Origin of the sequence: Deinococcus aerophilus, assembly GCF_014647075.1 — a bacterium.
In the GTDB taxonomy this organism is placed as follows: Bacteria; Deinococcota; Deinococci; order Deinococcales; family Deinococcaceae; genus Deinococcus; species Deinococcus aerophilus.
Genome location: NZ_BMOM01000024.1, coordinates 15,623 through 34,818, shown reverse-complemented (window position 1 = coordinate 34,818; position 19,196 = coordinate 15,623). Strand labels below are relative to the sequence as shown.

General features: G+C 63.7%; 11 protein-coding genes and 1 CRISPR repeat array. Of the genes, 9 read left to right on the top strand and 2 right to left on the bottom strand.

The window, feature by feature from the left end; genetic code table 11:
* Positions 1-95 precede the first annotated feature (95 nt).
* The 9 genes from IEY21_RS12985 (at position 96) to IEY21_RS12945 (ending at position 16,954) form a co-directional block, all read left to right on the top strand.
* Positions 96-2,405 (top strand): CRISPR-associated endonuclease Cas3'', encoded by a 2,310-nt coding sequence (locus IEY21_RS12985; RefSeq protein WP_188904777.1) that lies wholly within the window; start codon positions 96-98, stop codon positions 2,403-2,405.
* Positions 2,406-2,413: 8 nt separating this feature from the next.
* Positions 2,414-3,166, top strand: a complete 753-nt coding sequence (cas5c, locus tag IEY21_RS12980; RefSeq protein WP_188904776.1) for a type I-C CRISPR-associated protein Cas5c — start codon at positions 2,414-2,416, stop codon at positions 3,164-3,166.
* Entirely contained in the window at positions 3,166-5,151 is a 1,986-nt protein-coding gene (locus IEY21_RS12975) for a type I-C CRISPR-associated protein Cas8c/Csd1 (protein WP_188904775.1), read from the top strand. Before cas5c ends, IEY21_RS12975 begins: the two co-directional genes overlap by 1 nt.
* A gap of 2 nt (positions 5,152-5,153) precedes the next feature.
* Positions 5,154-6,140 (top strand): type I-C CRISPR-associated protein Cas7/Csd2, encoded by a 987-nt coding sequence (gene cas7c / locus IEY21_RS12970; RefSeq protein ID WP_188904774.1) that lies wholly within the window; start codon positions 5,154-5,156, stop codon positions 6,138-6,140.
* Between the two features lie 3 nt (positions 6,141-6,143).
* The gene (gene cas4, locus IEY21_RS12965; protein WP_188904773.1) at positions 6,144-6,773 is read left to right on the top strand and encodes a CRISPR-associated protein Cas4; all 630 of its coding nucleotides are present in this window, start codon (positions 6,144-6,146) and stop codon (positions 6,771-6,773) included.
* Complete coding sequence (gene cas1c, locus IEY21_RS12960; protein WP_188904772.1) at positions 6,770-7,798, top strand: type I-C CRISPR-associated endonuclease Cas1c; 1,029 nt, start codon at positions 6,770-6,772, stop codon at positions 7,796-7,798. Before cas4 ends, cas1c begins: the two co-directional genes overlap by 4 nt.
* Positions 7,795-8,088, top strand: coding sequence for a CRISPR-associated endonuclease Cas2 (cas2, locus tag IEY21_RS12955; RefSeq protein ID WP_188904771.1), 294 nt, complete (start codon positions 7,795-7,797; stop codon positions 8,086-8,088). The genes cas1c and cas2 overlap by 4 nt, the downstream gene beginning before the upstream one ends.
* Before the next feature lie 177 nt (positions 8,089-8,265).
* A CRISPR array of direct repeats spans positions 8,266-11,358; the repeat unit is 37 nt; unit sequence GATTCGGCCTGCCTTCGGGTGGGCCGTGGATTGAAAC.
* A 620-nt stretch (positions 11,359-11,978) separates the two neighbouring features.
* Positions 11,979-15,506: a hypothetical protein gene (locus tag IEY21_RS12950; RefSeq protein ID WP_188904770.1), complete on the top strand. Its 3,528-nt coding sequence runs from the start codon at positions 11,979-11,981 to the stop codon at positions 15,504-15,506.
* Positions 15,507-15,514: 8 nt separating this feature from the next.
* On the top strand, positions 15,515-16,954 hold the full coding sequence (locus IEY21_RS12945; RefSeq protein ID WP_188904769.1) for a hypothetical protein: 1,440 nt from the start codon (positions 15,515-15,517) through the stop codon (positions 16,952-16,954).
* 293 nt (positions 16,955-17,247) lie between these two features.
* On the opposite strand, the gene IEY21_RS12940 is transcribed toward IEY21_RS12945, so the two are convergent.
* The gene (locus tag IEY21_RS12940; protein ID WP_188904768.1) at positions 17,248-17,910 is read right to left on the bottom strand and encodes a recombinase family protein; all 663 of its coding nucleotides are present in this window, start codon (positions 17,908-17,910) and stop codon (positions 17,248-17,250) included.
* A gap of 701 nt (positions 17,911-18,611) precedes the next feature.
* The gene (locus IEY21_RS12935) at positions 18,612-19,151 is read right to left on the bottom strand and encodes a hypothetical protein (protein ID WP_188904767.1); all 540 of its coding nucleotides are present in this window, start codon (positions 19,149-19,151) and stop codon (positions 18,612-18,614) included.
* Positions 19,152-19,196 lie beyond the last annotated feature (45 nt).

Sequence of the window (19,196 nt, the reverse complement as noted above, 5' to 3'; positions counted from 1 at the left end):
CATGGGAGAGACTCCGGTATGACAACAAATAAGGTGCACAACCTTGGCTGGAAATGCTCGGTCTGCCCGACGTTGAACAGGGAGGAGAGACTGGAATGACCGTTTTCTACGGGCACACCAACCCTAACGACCCGCCGCACGACAAATCCCGCTGGCAACTGATGAAAGACCACGCCCTGAACGTCGCTGACCGCGCCAGGCGTAACGCTGAGGCGTTCGGAGAGGGCCCGCGCGCTGAACTGGCAGGGCAGCTGCATGACCTGGGCAAGTACGGCGAACTGTTCCAGAAGCGCCTGGAAGGGAAGGAACGCGGACTCGATCACTGGTCTGTGGGAGCATTTTTTGCCAAGCATCATTACCGTGATGCAGCGCTGGCATTGGTCGTTCAAGGACACCATATCGGCCTACAGCAGGGAAACAAGGATGCCCTTGATGAATTCACGCTGGAAAGCCTCAAGGCCAGTCATCCCCTGGAACTGCGTCTGACTGAGTCCGAACCCCATGTAACGAATTTCAAACTACTTCTGAGTCGGCTCATGGCGGACGGGGTCACACCGGTGGGAGCCAGAAAACCAGAACTGCGAAGCGGGCAAGGAGCAGCTGAGATGCTGGATACCCGCATGCTGTTCTCCGCACTGGTGGACGCCGACTACCTGGATACCGAGGACGCCATGCGGCTGGACGGCACGCTTCCACGTCCGGTAAACAAGGGTCTGGACGCCGCCCGCGCCCTGTGTGCCCTGGAAGCCAAACTGAGCGGGCTGGGGGCGAATACTGACGTCCCTGAGGAGACACGTCAGCTCCGCGCCGACCTGATGCAGGCCTGCCGGGAAGCAGGACTGGAACACGACCGACTGTGGACACTGACCGCCCCAACCGGGAGCGGCAAGACATTCGCCATGCTGCTGTTCGCACTGACCAGGGCGGCCGCTGTGCAGGCGTCCGGTCAACCCATCCGGCGCATCGTGGTCGTGCTGCCCTTCCTGAGCATTCTCGACCAGACGGTCGAGGAGTACCGCAACCTGTTCAGCGCCGCCGGATTCCCGCCTGAATTCGTGCTGGAGCACCACAGCCTCGCCGGACTTCGCAGTGATGAAAGCCAGGGCGGCCAGGATGACGGCGAGGCCCGCCAGCCCGGCCCGGACGCCCGACTGTTCGTGCAGAACTGGGACGCCCCCATCATCATCACGACCAGCGTGCAACTCCTCGAGAGCCTGCACGCCAACAGGCCCGGCGCTTGCCGCAAACTGCACCGTCTGGCCCACAGCGTCATCCTGATGGACGAGGTGCAGACGCTGCCCGTCGCGCTGGCCGTCCCCACCCTGAAAACCCTGTCACGCCTGACCAGTGAGAAATACGGTGCGGTCGTGGTCATGGCGACCGCCACGCAACCTGCCTTCGACACCCTGAGCAGCGAAGTGCTGGAAGCGGGCCTGAACGACGGCTGGCACCCCCGCGAGATGGCCCCGCCCGGCCTGCGCCTGTTCGAGCGTTCCAGGCGCGTGAATCCCGTCTGGCACCTGGATGAGAGCGTCGAGTGGAGCGCCGTGCAGTACTGGGTGCGCGCCGAACCGCAGGTGCTGTCCATCGTGAACATGCGAAAGCACGCGCTGGAACTGGTGAAATCTCTGGAAGGCATACCCGGACTGCGCCACATGTCCACCTACCTGTGCCCCGCGCACCGCCGCACGATCTTGGCGGGCATCCGCGCCGACCTGAAGTCGGGCGCAGACGTGCGCGTCATCGCCACCCAGTGCGTCGAGGCAGGTGTCGACCTGGACTTCCCCACCGTGCTCCGTGCCCTGGGGCCACTGGACTCCATCGCGCAGGCCGCCGGGCGCTGCAACCGCCACAAGAAACGTCCCAGCGGCGAACTGCGCGTGTTCCTGCCGTCCGACGAGCAGTACCCCACGCCCGCGTACCGCAGGGCAGCGCAGGTCGCCCTGACCATGTACCGCGCGGGCGGCCTGAACCTGGACGACCCCGCCACCTTCCGCCGCTTCTACGAGCAACTCTGGCGGTATGAATCCACCCACCTCGAGGTCCTGCGTCAGGCGGTCGAGCGGCAGGACTACCCCGAAGTGGCCGCGCTGTACCGATTGATCAACAACGACAGCGTGAACGTGGTCGTGCCCTACGGCGAAGGCCGGGCACTCATCAACAAGGCCCGCCAGGACGGCATCGACCGCCACTGGATGAAACGGGCGCAGCTGTACACCGTCTCCGTCTTCCGTGGACGCGACGGCACCCTGCCCGCACACCTGGAACCCGTCAACTACCGCCCCAGAGGAGGTGCCCTGCCTCAACCCGCCCCCGACTGGTACCTGGCACACGACGGTTCGTACGACGAACACATGTTCGGCTACCTGCCCGACGGCGGCAGCGCCGACCCGTTCAACCAATAGGAGGCCCGATGACGAAGGAACGCAGTCCCGGTCAGACGTTCACGCTGGAAGTCTGGGGAGACTACGGGTGTTTCACCCGCCCGGAACTGAAAGTCGAGCGGTTCAGTTACCCGTGCATCACGCCCAGCGCCGCGCGGAACATCTTCGACGCCATCTACCTGGAATTCGACAAAGAAACCAAGAAACCCGCCCACCGCTGGGAAATCACGAAGATCGAGATTCTGGAACCCATCCGGTACGTCGCCCTGATGCGCAACGAGGTCAAGGAAAAGATCAGCGGCGCCAGCGTGGGCAAGTGGATGAAGAACCCGGCAGAACTGACCCCCATCTACGCGGACGGCACGAAAGACGACCTGGGAACAGACGCCAAAGGCCGCACGCAACGCCAGACGATGGCCCTGAAACGCCCGCATTACCGCCTTCACGGGCGGGCCGTGCTGTTCCGCGAGGACGCCGGACTGCGGCAGAAGATAGAACGCAGCTTCGAACGCCGCGCCTCGAAAGGCCAGTGCATCTACCAGCCGTACCTGGGCTGCCGGGAGTTCGCGGCCTCGTTCGAACTCGGGTCCGGGGCCGGGAAGTTACCGACGAAGCACACCGAGGACATCGGCTGGATGCTGTACGACGTGTTCGACCTGTCCCGCCCCGGCTCGAACACGGACGCGCCTAGCATCAGCCTGTTCGAGGCGAGCATCGAGAGCGGCGTCCTGACCGTCCCCAAGTACCACAGTCCCCTTGTTCACAAGCCGGGGGTGAACTGATGCTCGCGGCCCTGGTGCGGCAGGCGCAGCACGCGGGGTTGACTGTGGAACCCGGCTTCGCCCCGAAGGAAATCCGCTGGATGGCCCACGTGTCCGGCGGCAAGTTGACGGGAGTCGTAGGTGATGGAAGAACAGGCACCAGTTACCCGCGTTGCCCGGAGATGAGTCAGCCGGAATTGATGGCGTTACCGAGGGTGCTGGGAAAGCCGCAGGCAGCGCACTTCCTGGCGGACACGTGCGGCGTGCTGGCACTCCTACCCGCCCTAGACCGCGACGGCAACGTGAAAACCGACGACCGGAGTCAGGCGGACCTCGCCAAGTTCGTCGAGAAGCACCCGAGCTACCTCGAACTGCTGCGGCGGGCCTCGGCGAACGTTCCCGAGTTGACTGAACTGCTGAGTGTACTGACAGACGAGACCCAGCTGGCGTTCCTGCGTGCCGAACTGGCGCGGAATGGTGCCAAGCCCAACGATAAGCTCAGCTTCACGGTGGGCGACACTGACCTGCTGGGCAGCGACCTGTGGCACGCCTGGTGGCGCAGCTTCCGGCGCGAGGCCTTCGGGCGCGCGAGCAGTACGGACGGCGGGGGAATGCTGGACTTCACCTCGGGGCAACCGGTCACGCCTGCCAACACCCACCCGAAACTGACCAAGCTGGGCGTGGGCGCCATCGCCATGGGGGCCTCGCTTGTCGGATACGACAAGGAAGCGTTCGGATCGTATGGCCTGAACGCAGGCGAGAACGGCGCCGTCTCCGCGGAGAACGCCGCCGCGTACCGCGCTGCGCTGGAAAACCTGCTGGAACGCGCGCTCATCCTGGGGCAGATGAAGGTGGCCGCGTGGTTCGACCACCGGCAGATTGAAGGGCAGGCACTCATCGCCGCGATCGCGGATCCCGCCAGGCTCGGAGAGGAAGTGCTGGAGGCACTGAATCTGGATGACGTGGATGAAAACGAGGTCGTGCTGGCCGCGCAGATGCCCGAGCAGCAGGAAGCGGTCGCGCAGCAGCGTGGGCAGAAACTCCTGATGGCTATCCGCCGGGGCGAGCGGCCGGAGAGCGTCACGGCGCAGTATTTCGCCTTGGCGATCAGTGGCGCTTCGGGCCGCGCCATGGTGCGCGACTGGAAGACCGGCAGTCTGGACCACCTGGCCGCTGCGGTGGCGACGTGGTTCGACGACCTGGCCATCACGAACCTGAGTGGCAGACGGGCCAACCGGCCGAAATTCTTTTCCCTGCTGACGAATGTGCAGCGTCCGAAACCGGCGTCCACCAGCATGGACGATTATCTGAAACCCATCCGCAACCTGCAGCTGCCGCTGTGGCGGGCCGCACTTGACCCCGACATGCCCATCCCCTTCCCGGCCGTGGCGAAAGTCATGGAAGCACACAAATCGCACGTCATGACGGGCGCGTTCACCGAGGCGCTCGGACGGGACGGTGACGGCATCGAGAAGGGCCGCATCTACATCCGCATGGCCATCTTACGGGCGTATCACGTCCGCAAGGCCAGAAATCAAGGAGGTTATTCCATGCATAGCAGCGTTGACCCTAAGCACCCCAGCCCCGCGTATCACTGCGGGCGGCTCATGTACCTCCTGGCGAACGTGCAGGAGGCGCAGGGCGACGACATCAACGCCGGAGTGGTGCAGCGCTACTACGGCGCGGCCAGCAGCACACCCGCCCTGGTCCTGGGCCGCCTGACCCGCCTGAGCCAGCATCACCTGGCGAAGATTTCACGGGACAAGCCGGGACTGGCCTTCCGGCTTGATGAGGAAATCGCGTCGGTGTGGTCCGCGCTGGGTAAGCAGCCGCCCAGGACGCTGTCACTGGAAGAACAGAGCCTGTTCGCGCTGGGCTACTACCAGCAACTTGCTCACAGCGTCGCCACCCGCAAGGAAACTGCCGCAAAGAACCAAGCCGACGCCGCTCACCCTGGACCCGCCACTGCGCCCCAAAGCCTCCTCGACACCGACAAGGGAGAATGACCATGACCAACCCAATTGACCCCATCCGCAACCGCTACGAATTCCTGCTGCTGCTGGACGTGGAAAACGGCAACCCGAACGGCGACCCGGACAGCGGCAACGCCCCCCGCGTCGACCCGGAAGACGGTCACGGCCTGATCTCCGACGTGGCCATCAAACGCCGCCTGCGGAACTACGCGCAGGTCGCCGGAGAGCAGATCTTCATTCAGCACGGCACGAACCTGAACCGCGAGATCTTCCGTGCCAAACAGGAAAGCGGCGGCGGCACCAGCAAGAAAAAGGCGGATGTGGATGCTGGACGCCGCTGGATGTGCACCAACTTCTACGACGTGCGCACCTTCGGAGCAGTGATGAGCACTGGCGCGAACGCCGGGCAGGTGCGCGGCCCCGTGCAGGTGACCTTCGCTCGCAGCGTCCACCCGGTGTTCGCCATTGAGGCCAGCATCACCCGCGGCGCCGTGGCCGAGGACATCAAGAATGCGAAGACCGTCGAGGACTTCTTGAAGTGGGAAGCGGAACAGGATGAGGACAAACTCCGCACGATGGGCCGCAAGAGCCTGATCCCGTACGGGTTGTTCGCGGCAAAAGGCTTCGTCAGCGCCCACCTGGCCGCCGGAACGGGCTTCAGCGAGGCGGACCTGAAACTGCTGCTCGAGGGTCTGCTGAACATGTACGAGCATGACCGCAGCGCCAGCAAGGGCCAGATGAGCAGCCGCCGCCTGTTCGTGTTCCGACACGTCGGCACTGACAGCGACGCGCAACAGCGCGCCCGGCAGGCCATGCTCGGCTGTACCCCCGCGCACAAGTTGCTGGACCTGGGACAGATGGTCAGCGTCAAGCTGGTGGACGAGAGTCAACCCGCTCGCAAGTTCGGTGATTACAGCGTGCAACTCGACCTGAGCAGGCTGCCCGCTGGCGTCGAGGTGCTGGACCTGGACGCGTGGGACGCCGAGAAATTCGGGGGCGGCTGGCAATCCCGGCAGGGGTAAGCCATGACCGACGATCCCATTCCCCTGTCAGGGCTGACGCATTACACATATTGCCCGCGCCGCTTCGCGCTGGTGCACATTGAAGGCGAGTGGGCCGAGAACGTGTACACCAAGCGTGGTCAGCAGCAGCACCAGCGGGTGCACGGTGGGGGAACGGAGGAACGGGACGGAGTGATAACACTCCGCTCCCTTCCTCTTGTCTCGCGTGAACATGGGCTTGCGGGAGTGGCGGACGTGGTGGAGATCCTCGCAGATGGAACGCCACGCCCCGTCGAATACAAATCCAGCAAAGCCCCGAAAACCCACAAGCTCGGCAAGTTCGCCGAGGAGGTGCAGCTGTGCGCGCAGTCCCTGTGTCTGGAGGAAATGTTCACTACCAGCATCCCCGCCGGGTTCATCTACCACGCCGGGAGCCACAGGCGGCGCGAGGTGTCGTTCACGCCCGACCTGCGCGCCGCTGTCCTGGTCGCCCGTGACGGCGTGCGCGACCTGTTGCGCGACCGCGTCCTGCCTCCACCGGCTGCGGATGACCGCTGCCGTCTGTGCAGCCTGTTCGACGAATGCGAGCCGTTCGCGCCCCGCGCCTTCCCGCCCGGATACGACCCGTTCAGCACCACCCTGGAGGACCGTTGAGGCAACTCTTGAACACCCTGTACGTACAGACGCAGGGCAGTTACCTGCACCTGGACACCGACAACATCCGCGTGGACGTGGAACGCCAGCGCAAAGCCATGATTCCCCTGCATCACGTTGAGGGCATCGTCGTGTTCGGGAACGTGCTGCTCTCCCCGTACCTGATTCATCGCTTGGCCCGCGACCACAAACCTGTCACGTGGCTCACGGAGTTTGGGCGATTCATGGCCCGTACCGAGACCCCGGTCAGCGGGAATGTTCTGCTGCGCACCGCGCAGCACGCCGCGGCCTGCGACCCTGACCGGACGCTGGCCGTGGCGCGCTTCGTGGCCGCCGGGAAACTCCAGAACCAGAAAACCACCCTGATGCGTGCCGCCCGCGAGGTGCAGGACAGCGACCCGGACCTGCTTCGTCAGGCCGCCAGGGACATCAACGCGCAGATCGGCGTCCTCCCCCTGACCGGTACCGTCGACGAGGTTCGCGGCGTCGAGGGGGCCGCCGCCCGTACCTACTGGGAAGTCTTCCCGCTGATGATCCGCGCCAACCGGGATTTCTTCTGGCTGACGGAACGCACCCGGCGTCCCGCCCGTGATCCCATCAATTCCCTGCTGAATTTCGTGTACACCATCCTCGCCAATGACTGCGCCAGCGCGGCTCAGAGCGTCGGCTTGGACCCCCAGGTGGGATTCTTACACGCCCTGCGCCCCGGACGGGCCAGCCTCGCGCTGGACCTGATGGAGGAACTGCGGCCCGCCACCGCCGACCGCGCCATCTTGACCCTCATCAACCGCCAGCAACTCACGCCCCGCGACTTCCAGCAGCACGAAGGAGGCGCTGTGACCATCACGGAAGACGCCCGGCGCACCATCCTCGCGCACCTCACGGAGCGCCGCAAGGAGGAAGTCACGCACCCCCTGACCGCCCGCAAGACACCGCTGGGCCTGATTCCGCACGTGCAGGCCCGCCTGATGGCGCAGCACCTGCGCGGGGACCGCTCCCACTACCCGCCGTACCTGCACAGATGATCGACCTACTCGTCTGCTACGACGTCGCCACGACCACTGAAGGTGGACGCCGCCGCCTGCGCCGCGTGGCGAAGGTCTGCGTCGCGCACGGACAACGTGTGCAGAACAGCGTATTCGAGGTGAGTGTGACAGACACACAACTGCTGACACTGCGGCAGAAACTGCTGGACATTCTGGATCCGACGGAGGACAGCATCCGCCTCTACCGCCTGCGGCAACCCCGCGACAGCTTTGTGGAAGCTTACGGCCGCGACCAGTACGTGAACTTTAGTGACCCCCTGATCCTGTAAACGCGAACCCTCCGCACATACGAAAACCCAGGGGGGTTCGCGCAATTCGAAAAGTCCGTTCTGGACGCGCTGCATGACAACAGAACAACGACACCTGCCCACAAAAGTGGACTTCTGCGAGCAGTTCGCGCAAACTGACGTGGGACTGCCGTCTGGGACGTATTCCAACAGCCACCAGATTCGGCCTGCCTTCGGGTGGGCCGTGGATTGAAACAGTTCAAAGTGCGGGGCCTTCGGGTCGGCCAGCCGATTCGGCCTGCCTTCGGGTGGGCCGTGGATTGAAACCTCGAAGTCGTGGCCCTGGTCGACGATGATGCGATTCGGCCTGCCTTCGGGTGGGCCGTGGATTGAAACATCGCCGCGCCCCAGTGGGTCGGGCAGATGGGGGGATTCGGCCTGCCTTCGGGTGGGCCGTGGATTGAAACCTACCCGGCGACCTGCGCCACGCTGCTCGCGGATTCGGCCTGCCTTCGGGTGGGCCGTGGATTGAAACATGGTGCAACGACAACACCTTTTACGGCGGGCGCATGATTCGGCCTGCCTTCGGGTGGGCCGTGGATTGAAACTACGGGGTTTCGATCACCTGGCGCTACACCAAGATTCGGCCTGCCTTCGGGTGGGCCGTGGATTGAAACCCTTTTGACGGCCTGCCCCGCCTCGCTGAAATCGGATTCGGCCTGCCTTCGGGTGGGCCGTGGATTGAAACAACCTGCCCCCCGTGATGATGCAGGGCCTGACCGACGATTCGGCCTGCCTTCGGGTGGGCCGTGGATTGAAACGTCGGTGGGGGGGGCTGGGGGGCTGGGGGGCTTCAGATTCGGCCTGCCTTCGGGTGGGCCGTGGATTGAAACGACGAGCTGGCCGCCTGGCATGCGCGCGGCATCGGATTCGGCCTGCCTTCGGGTGGGCCGTGGATTGAAACGCCTCGACCGGCCTGCTGGCCCCTCGACCCTCGACGATTCGGCCTGCCTTCGGGTGGGCCGTGGATTGAAACCTGGGCGCGCGCCGGCCTGTACCGGGCGGCCGGCGATTCGGCCTGCCTTCGGGTGGGCCGTGGATTGAAACAATACGCATGTTGGAGCCTCGCGAGGTACGCGGATTCGGCCTGCCTTCGGGTGGGCCGTGGATTGAAACATGCGGTAGGGCGTCGACCATAGCGGCGGCCGTGGATTCGGCCTGCCTTCGGGTGGGCCGTGGATTGAAACGCCATCGCGCCGATGTAGATGAGCAGCGCCACGGGATTCGGCCTGCCTTCGGGTGGGCCGTGGATTGAAACCGTAAGCTGAAAGTGCATGGCGTCCGCGTATGCGGATTCGGCCTGCCTTCGGGTGGGCCGTGGATTGAAACTCCTCCAGCTCGGCGCTGGGGCGCACGCTCACGCGATTCGGCCTGCCTTCGGGTGGGCCGTGGATTGAAACCCATGAGGAGGAGCTCAGCACGCCCCCCCGGGGCGATTCGGCCTGCCTTCGGGTGGGCCGTGGATTGAAACCAACGCCTCGGGCCTGGGCCTGTGGACCACCGGATTCGGCCTGCCTTCGGGTGGGCCGTGGATTGAAACACGCGCTCGGACGCGGGGCGGGCGGAGACCCAGGGATTCGGCCTGCCTTCGGGTGGGCCGTGGATTGAAACCATCTATGAAGGACACGCTGGCCCGCACGCGCTGATTCGGCCTGCCTTCGGGTAGGCCGTGGATTGAAACCCCATTGAGGGCCGCCGACAGGGCCGGGCTGGGGATTCGGCCTGCCTTCGGGTGGGCCGTGGATTGAAACCCTGGCACTGCTGGTCGCCGAGCAGCGCGCCCGGATTCGGCCTGCCTTCGGGTGGGCCGTGGATTGAAACATCCGGCCACCCGGTAGCGGCGGGCAGTGGTGCCGATTCGGCCTGCCTTCGGGTGGGCCGTGGATTGAAACGAGGCCAGCGCGGTCGAGGTCGCCAGCGCGCCGGTGATTCGGCCTGCCTTCGGGTGGGCCGTGGATTGAAACACGCGGTTCATCAGCGTGCGCGTCAGGGTGCCGGGGATTCGGCCTGCCTTCGGGTGGGCCGTGGATTGAAACGGTGGGGTGGGGTGGGCGGGATGCTCGACGTGCGGGATTCGGCCTGCCTTCGGGTGGGCCGTGGATTGAAACATGCGTCGGTGTCCAGGCCGGGGCCGACAATGCGGATTCGGCCTGCCTTCGGGTGGGCCGTGGATTGAAACCACCACGCCCGCTGACGTTTCGGTGAGGGTCAGCGATTCGGCCTGCCTTCGGGTGGGCCGTGGATTGAAACAGCATCTCCCCCAGTTCCCCGGCCACCTGCCCCAGATTCGGCCTGCCTTCGGGTGGGCCGTGGATTGAAACACGGGCGCGTGGATGCTCAGACGCTCGATCAGGATTCGGCCTGCCTTCGGGTGGGCCGTGGATTGAAACCATCAGGGCGTTGAAGTAACACCACTGCCGCTCGGGATTCGGCCTGCCTTCGGGTGGGCCGTGGATTGAAACGTCTGATACGTGGAAATCGGCGGCATGGGTCGCCGGATTCGGCCTGCCTTCGGGTGGGCCGTGGATTGAAACACCCGGCACAGCGGACTCAGGGCCAGCGCCGTCAGGATTCGGCCTGCCTTCGGGTGGGCCGTGGATTGAAACATGCCGATTTCGAGCGGGTGCAGTTGCCCGTTGCCGTGATTCGGCCTGCCTTCGGGTGGGCCGTGGATTGAAACTCGGGGTACGCCGCCGGGCCGCCCACCTCGCTCACGCGATTCGGCCTGCCTTCGGGTGGGCCGTGGATTGAAACCACGAGGACATCGTGAGCTTTTTCGGGGGCAGCGGATTCGGCCTGCCTTCGGGTGGGCCGTGGATTGAAACTATCAATCATGGTGAAGCCTCCAGAAGTCCGCCCGATTCGGCCTGCCTTCGGGTGGGCCGTGGATTGAAACAATCAGCAGGCAGAACACGGCCCGCTCGTGGGGGATTCGGCCTGCCTTCGGGTGGGCCGTGGATTGAAACAAGCGGCAAGCCGAGGACGAGTACAGGGCGTTTGAGATTCGGCCTGCCTTCGGGTGGGCCGTGGATTGAAACATGTGGTCGGGGGCCGGTGGGGGCGTGCCGACCGGGATTCGGCCTGCCTTCGGGTGGGCCGTGGATTGAAACCTACCCGTCCGGCGGCGATCTTCCCCCGCATGATTCGGCCTGCCTTCGGGTGGGCCGTGGATTGAAACGCGGGCGTCCGGGATGAGCTTTGCCGAGTTCACGGCGGATTCGGCCTGCCTTCGGGTGGGCCGTGGATTGAAGCATGCCTCACATCGAATATATACAGCTTCCCATCATTCCACGCCCCTCTTTCCTCTCCCCCGTCCTTTTTCGTGCCCCAGCCTCCTGCTCAAGCGTTGAAAGGACACTGGGCTATGCCATTGCGTAGGCTTATGATCCTGTGCCGCTGCATCTCCGGCTCCGGCTTTTACGGGGTAACTTGACTAATTTAAGCAGGAAAATAGTGTATATATTCACAGCTGCACATGGAGCTCCGAAGTCTGTTGAGCGTCCCTGGGCTGGCAGAGGGGGCTTTACTGCCCTCGGTCAGTCTCCTGTGAACGCCAGGAGCTCCATCATTCTGCTCGAATAGACTTCCCCCATGAACGCCCTCGCCCAAGCCATCGCCCAACGCGCGCAGGACCTTGACCCCGCAGGTTGTCGTCACACAGGAGCGGCCAGGTTCACTCGCCGCCCACATGCAACCTTTTGCACGTGAGTCGCCTGTGGTCACGGCCCGATCACGGTATCAGCGTACCCTGATGCTGGGTCAACAGCTCCAACCGATTCGCCACCGTTCGAGCGCTCACCGGCACAGGATCAGACTCCCACTGTTTCGGGTGCCACCCTCAGTCAGACCGGATAGACGCTCGGAGGTTCCCTATGAACACGGTAGTCGGAAGCGTCATCGTCAGCGAGACGGGGCGCGGTATCCCCAATCTTTTGGTGGTTGCCTTCGACGTGAACTCCACGACGGGTTCGACCACTCTGCCGCAGGATGCGTGGTTACGGCTGGCGTCCACCATCACCGACGCCGAGGGTAGATTTAGGATCGAGTACGAGACCAGCACTGCAGCAGGAGACGCAAGGGCCCGTGTGCAATTGCTCCTCACCGTCTCGCCGCCCGAAGAAACCGCCGATGCACGCGAGCCGCTCTTCGTCGCGCCCACGGTGCGCAAGAACGCCAGCGCGAGCGAGGCCTATTACGTCCGTATCCCAGCCGCCGATCTTGAGAAAAACGGCATCGCGCTTCCGGGCGAGGCCGACGAAGGTATTGTCGAGCCGCCCGAACGCATGCGCCAACGCCTGACCGCGCGCGCCAGACGCGACCTTGAGGTAGCCAGCGTGGCACAAGAAGCCGTGACTGTGCGGGTGGCCCAGGCGCGCGGCGAGCTGACGGCCTTTCGCGATGAGATCAGACCGGCGCTGGCCGATCGCCTCAGCTCGGTTCGCCCGCAGCAGCGCGGCTCCGAGACCTTCGTTGCGGCAGACGCCTCGGTACAAGCAACGCACGGCGTGGTGGTCGATCGCGATCTTAAGGAGGTGATCAGCCCGAAGGGCAGGCGACCGCGTGCCGTCACGCGCTTCGCGCTGACCGAGGCGCAGGCAGGGGCCGTTCGCGACAAGCTCGACAGCGATCTGAACATCTCTGCTGCGGATTTGCGGATGGCTCTCGGAGCTGAGCAAGCCCCGCAGGCCGGACCCACGTACCTGCGCACAGATCCCGCCGATGTGGTGCGGCGTGCGCCATCGCCGCGCGAAACTGAGGCGCTCGCCGCACTTGCGGGGGCATCACCGCCCGTCCCTGCTCTGGAACCAGAGGATCGCCTGGGCAATGGGATCGAGCCGATCGCTTCGAGCGACGTGCCGCGATTTATCGCGCGACTCGTCGATACGATGACCTCGCCCGAAGAGGCCGTGCTTGCTGGCCTCGAACCGCGCGCCACACAGGGAACGGTACGGCAAACAATCGAGGAGCTCGCCTTCAAGCCGAGCCCCGCAGATACTCCCGCTTTTTACGACTTTCACAATCTTCAGGTGGCCTTTCGTCACGTTTGGCAGGAGGCGATCGATCAGGGCGTGCTTGACATTGCCGAGAGCGCCTATAACGAGATCGTACTCGCGGGCGGGCAACCGCCCCGCGACGGAATCATCGTCGATCCGGTGCGCGGTCTGAGGCGCGAGGCGGCGGCGCTTCAACTTGCCGCGCGCCGCGCCACCGTTTCGCCTAAGATCGCCACACGATCCGTGCCGCCACCAGGTGGGTCGGCGCGGGCAAGCCAGAGCCTGCTTGCCTCTTTCGGCATTCTTGACGGTCTGCTGACCACACACCTCAGTGACCTTCAGCCGCTCACGCCAATTGAGCGCCTGCCAGATCTGCTTGATGAACTAGAGCAGCGCATGCAGGAGCCATACGCCTTCACCACCTTCGCCGCAAACCGGCGCGAACGCAGTGTCAATTTCGGTGTGCTCGTGACGTACCGCCAACGCTGGGTGCCGACGATGTACCAGGCGGGAAGGCTCGCGAAGACCATCACCCTGGCTCCCAAGGAGGTGCAGCGGTACACGCGCACCGTCAAGCGACAGCACAAGCGCGCCGAGCGCGAGGTACAAAACCACCTGCGCGTACGCAAGGACGAAATGTCCACTACCGCCCGCGCCGAAGAGGAGATCGTCCGCAAGGCCAATACCAAGACGAACTTCAACCTCAGCTCGGAGTCCAGTAGCGGCACCGACGCGACCGGCAAAGCCATGACGAAAACCGCGTTCGACCGCGAGGTCGGTCAGACCTCGGAAGCGGTCAAACGCAACTTCCGCGAATCGGTTGTCAAGGCGGCCCAGGAGTTCAAGGACGAGGTGACGGTTGAGGTCAACAGCGAGGATATCGAGAATCTTGAGACCAGCGACTCAGGCGAGATTTCCAACCCCAACGACGAACTCGCCGTGACCTTCCTCTTTTATGAATTGCAGCGTCGATATGCGGTTTCCGAAAGCCTGCACCGGCTGAGCGAGGTGGTCTTGGTCGCTCAGGAGATGCCCGCACCGCACGAAATCAACGAAGCGTGGCTGGTCAGCCACGATTGGATCCTGCGCCGCACCATTCTTGATGACTCGTTCTTGCCCGCGCTCGATTATCTGAGTCAGCACGTGGTTGGCGACCGGGTGGCTCTTGCCGAGATGCGCACAAACATACAGCAGCAACGGAACTTGATTGCCGAATTGCAGCGCGAACTCGGCGTTGTGCGCTCGAGGTTGGCCACGTACCGCAACCTGCTCGAACGCTCCCTGCTGCAACGCTCTGCCAAGAAAAAGGGGCACAGCGGCGGCCTGTTCTCTGGCATCCCCGTGGTCGGAAACGCCGTTGACCTTGTCGAGGATGCGATCGATGCGGTCGGTGACTTCATTCATCCCGACATGCCCGAAGTCGGCGACAGCCGTCAGGACACGCTAAAAGACGCGATGCAGCGCACTGCCGACGAGGAACGCGACCTGCTCATGAGGGTCGAGCGCGAGGTCACAGCACTGAATGCACTCACCGAGTCCTATGCCAAGGCGCTGGCTAAAAATTACAACCAGCGCACCCAGATCCTCCGGCTACGCACCCACATCAAGCAGAACATCCTCTATTACATGCAGGCAGTGTGGAACCACGAGCCGCCCGATCAGCGTTACCTGCGTCTGCATGAGGTGTCGGTACCGACCTTCGCACATCAGGGCAAGTACCACTTCGCAAATGGTGTCGTGCCCGCCCATGCGGCAATGACGGCGTACGCGCACCGCACCATTCCGGGACGCGATCTCGACCTTCCCACCAAGGTGTTTGAGGCAGAAATTGTCCCAAGCTTCAAACGGCTCAAGACAAGGCCACTGGCGCAAGTCGCTGACCTCGACAACCTGCTGGGGTACTTCGGCAACTACATGATCTTCGCACTCAAAGAGTCCAATTCACTCACTCGATTCATGGCCGAACCTTACGTACTGCGCGGGTTCGAGGAACTCATCGATCCTGATGATGTGGGCAACTGGACGCTCGAGGAGTTCGCCGATTATGTACTTAAGTTGAAAGACCGCTTGAGCGAACCAGAATTCGAACATATCCGCCAGCAGCTCAAGGATCAGTACGAGAAACTGCTCAAAGCCCCGCACCGCAATGGCGAAGAGATCATAGTACCTACGGGATCGCTGTTCATCGAGGCGCTGCCTGCCACGACCTCGTTGCTAGAGCGCTTCAAAACGATTCACCGCGCCGTCGATGTGAAAAAGGTGCAGGCCGAAACGCGCCGAGCGGAGCTTGAGAACCTACGCCTGATCGATCGCTTGCTGCACGGCGAGCGCGAAGATCCGGAGACCGACAAGAAGATCGTCGTCGAGCACGCCAGCAACATCACGGTGCCGTTGGACGAGCTTTAGGAGGAACAATGGCGTTGCCGCCGCTCATCGAGCCGCTGCCCAAATCGCACTGGCTGCCCATCATCACGGCGGTCGCAAAGCAGACGGTCGCCGAACTTGATGACCGCCCCAGTGGCAAGGTGCTGCTGAGGCAGTACCGAAAGCTTAAGACAGATGCGGAAGTGTACCGTTGGGCGCTCGAGTTGCAGTGCATTCCGCACTCGCCGTACGGCAATTACTTGTGGGCATGTCTGGTGCAAATTAAAAATCATGACCCGCAGGCGGCGGTCGACGCGGCCAACCGGGTGATCAAGTTAGGAATTGGACTGTCCCCGGTGTCAGGAGGCTTTCAGAGTCTTGCGCATATCGACCCCATGGAGCCGGTACCGCCGACACCAGACCCATCTGTTGCCAAGCTGCCGATGGGCAACTTTATCGACGCGTTCGTGAGCGCGCGTTACGACATCTCGTATCGCTACCGCCCCGGGCGCAGTTCGACGGTCCTGCATCTAACGTACCAAGACAGATCCGAACTCGACTTGGACATCTTCACGATCTGCGACTCACCGGATCCCGCGCCGATGCAATCAATGCTGCGGGCCGTCGTCGGGCCGAATCAGCGGCTGATGCCGCTGCGCCTCGGTGCCGACACGACGCCGCGCCTTTATAAGGAGAAGCACAAGGCAGTCGCGGTCCTGTACAAGGACGCTGAGGACTTTGAGGCCTTTGTATCCATCGGGTTGGCAGGAGTGATGAGCAATCTGCCGATCGGGTATCTGCCTGGGGGCAAACCACCCGTTGCCGAATCCCGACCGCGCACGACAACGCCATCGATACCCGAGACCGTCCCACCGCCACGTGCCGGGGACCGCGGCGCGCCGCGTCCACCGCTGAACGGGGCTACGCGTGCCACTGATTCAACGGGAACAGGCAGGCTCACCCCTGCCAACGACAATATGGTGACGCCTGGTCCCCCCAAGTCAACTTCGCCAGGCAGCAAATCATCTGCGCCGCCAACTGCCAAACCCACTCGCTCGGCTGCGAACACCAATCAGTCTGTACCGAGTGGCGCAGGCTATCCAGTGGCTGACGGCGAAGTGCTCGGCATGATTCCAGGCGACCAGATGCCGACTTCGCCCCCAATGAGCGCCCCATACGGCGCGGCAATGGAACCACCCATGGCAATCATTGTCAGGCAGCGGTTCCCACGTTCACAATTCCGGTTCAATACCGGCCGGGGCAACACGGGCGCAGACGTGGTGTGGACCGGTGGTGAGGATCCGGGGTTCAACATCGGCGATTTCAAACCCGACACGCCAAGCGGATTCGCGAAGTTCCGCGCGCAGGTCCGACGCATCTGGAGCGGTGGGCCGCGGGCGGTTCCTGGAAAACCGTTCCGCGCGGCAATGATCGGATACCGACCGGACGGCACGGTGTACGTGGTCACCGTGCTGAAGGTGACGCCCTAGCATTTTTGCGCGTCTGTCGCCTCAACCCTGCGGCATGCTGGGGGAACTGCTCGCGTGTCCACCGTCTTCCTGGACTGGAAACGGAGTAAGGGTCGCTTTGGCCCCTTACCGCCGCCTTGGGTTTCAAAGAGCTCCTGTTGGGACGAGGCCCAGCCGTCATCCGCGGTTCGATTCGAGCAAGAAGAGGAATGGGTGGTTACGTATATATTCATGGCCGTGCCAGGAGGGAAATGAGCTTGGCCTGATAAGCACCATCAAGCTTCCACCTGCAGCGCATGTACTGCTTTCAGTCTTCAAGTAGTGCAGTACTTCAGCACACGTGCCACCTGAGCATGGTTCCAGGTCTTTCCAGTGCGTGAACGGTGTCCTTCCGCGTTCAGCCGGGAGGCGATCTCCCGCAGCGACATCCCAGTCTGGCGCATCAGGCGGACATAGCCGTTCACGGAGCTGTAGGCGGCCTGAGCCTTGCGGGCGGTGCTCGCCCGGCCGGCGGCGCGGCACGCCTCCGACATCGGGACCGGACTTCCCAGCTTGACTCCGCGGGCTTTGGCGGCTGCCAGGGCGTCCCGGGTCCGCGTGCCGATCAGCCGCGCCTCGTGCTCGGCCAGCGCCGCCATGATGTGCACCGTCAGTTCGGTCGCGTCCGGCATGTCGCACGCGACAAAGGGTGTGCGCGCCTCCATCAGCGAACTGATGAACGCCACGTTGCGGGCCAGACGGTCGAGCTTGGCGATCATCAGCACCGCGCCCGCTCCACGCGCCGTCTCGAGGGCCGCGCGCAGCTGCGGCCGGTCCCGCTTCGCGGTGCCGGTTTCGATCTCGATGACTTCCCGGATCACGTCCAGACCCCTGGAGCGGGCGAACACGGTCACGGCGTGGCGCTGGGCTTCCAGACCCAGGCCGCTTTGCCCCTGCTTGGTGGTGGAGACCCGGTAATAGGCGACGGCGGGGGGCATGGCCCGGAGTGTAGCAGCTTAAATACGGGCGTTACTGAACTGCAACACTCTGAATATCCAGGCTTGGTAACAGGCAGAGGCCATCTTCGGAGGTACGAGAGGATCTCAAACCCTTCCTGAGTGGTGGCAGGGTCCTGACGGATCTTTAGACTCAGTACGGCATCTCGGCCTGGTTCTCAGGGTACTGTTTGGACTACGGTGAATCTCTTGTGGCAGCAGCCTGTCCAGCAGGCGCTCTGATCTTCAGATCGTCGGCTGAGGTTCAGCGACCATGGCAGGGGCAAGTTGCCAGACCCTTACAGGCAAAGTCAGGGCCCCCGGACTTCAGTGGGTCGGACCGCGAGCTCGAGCTCACACGCGAGACTCTCTCCTGGACAGTCCACTGAAGTCCAGGGCCGCAGCCGTATCGTGAAGGATGTATATCAGGTGTTGTCGGATCGCTCCAACGTTTGCCCGGATGACCGTGCAGGCTGCAGCGTCCAGCCTGCCACTCAGCTGTTCCATCTCCCATACGGTTTGCTGCTGGACACAGTGGGTCTCCCAGTCGCTTCTGAGTGCGGCGATGAGCCGCTCGGCTTGATGGATCTCATGGACAGTCCACGTGCGGGTGAGCGGCTGGGAAGTCAGGACTCCCTGCATGTCGTGCAGAAGTCGACCTACCGAGTGCTGTAGCGTGGGCCAGTGGTCGTCGCTGAAGTGGACTACCATTCAGGGCCTGTGTCGGCTGGTCGGTGTCCCGCCACCCAGACCCCCTGCGCGAATTCACGTTCATACATCGATGCGTGGGCGACAGCGTGCCACTGCATACCGAACATATCGGCGCAGATCGCGTCGGCCCCGGCCTGGCTGGTGAGTGCTCTGTAGGACACCGGTTCTGTCACCCGGAGGGTACCGGAGTGGGGCAGTGGTCTGGAAAAATCACCGGACTCCTGCGGTTCCAGAAGACACCCGAGCGGGTAACTGGATGTCTTCGGCGTCGGTCGCCCGGCAGTCTTGATGTACACCTCGGCAACGTCTCCATTCTGGCGCTCTTCGCCGTATGTCCAGACTTCCACCCCCCCCACGCCCTGCGGGTTCCATCCCCAGAACAGTGGCTCCGAGGCCGGCTGTGAGGGCATGAGGCCGCACGAGGGGCAGTCCTCGAGCGCCTGGAAGAGTGTGGGCGTAGGAGAAGGCGTGGGCGTGCCGCAGGCGGCGAGCGGCAGGGTGACGGCGGCGATCCAGGCAAGGGCGCGGGGCATGCAGGCAGTCTGCCTCCCGGGCAGGGAACCGGCAGGGAACCGGGC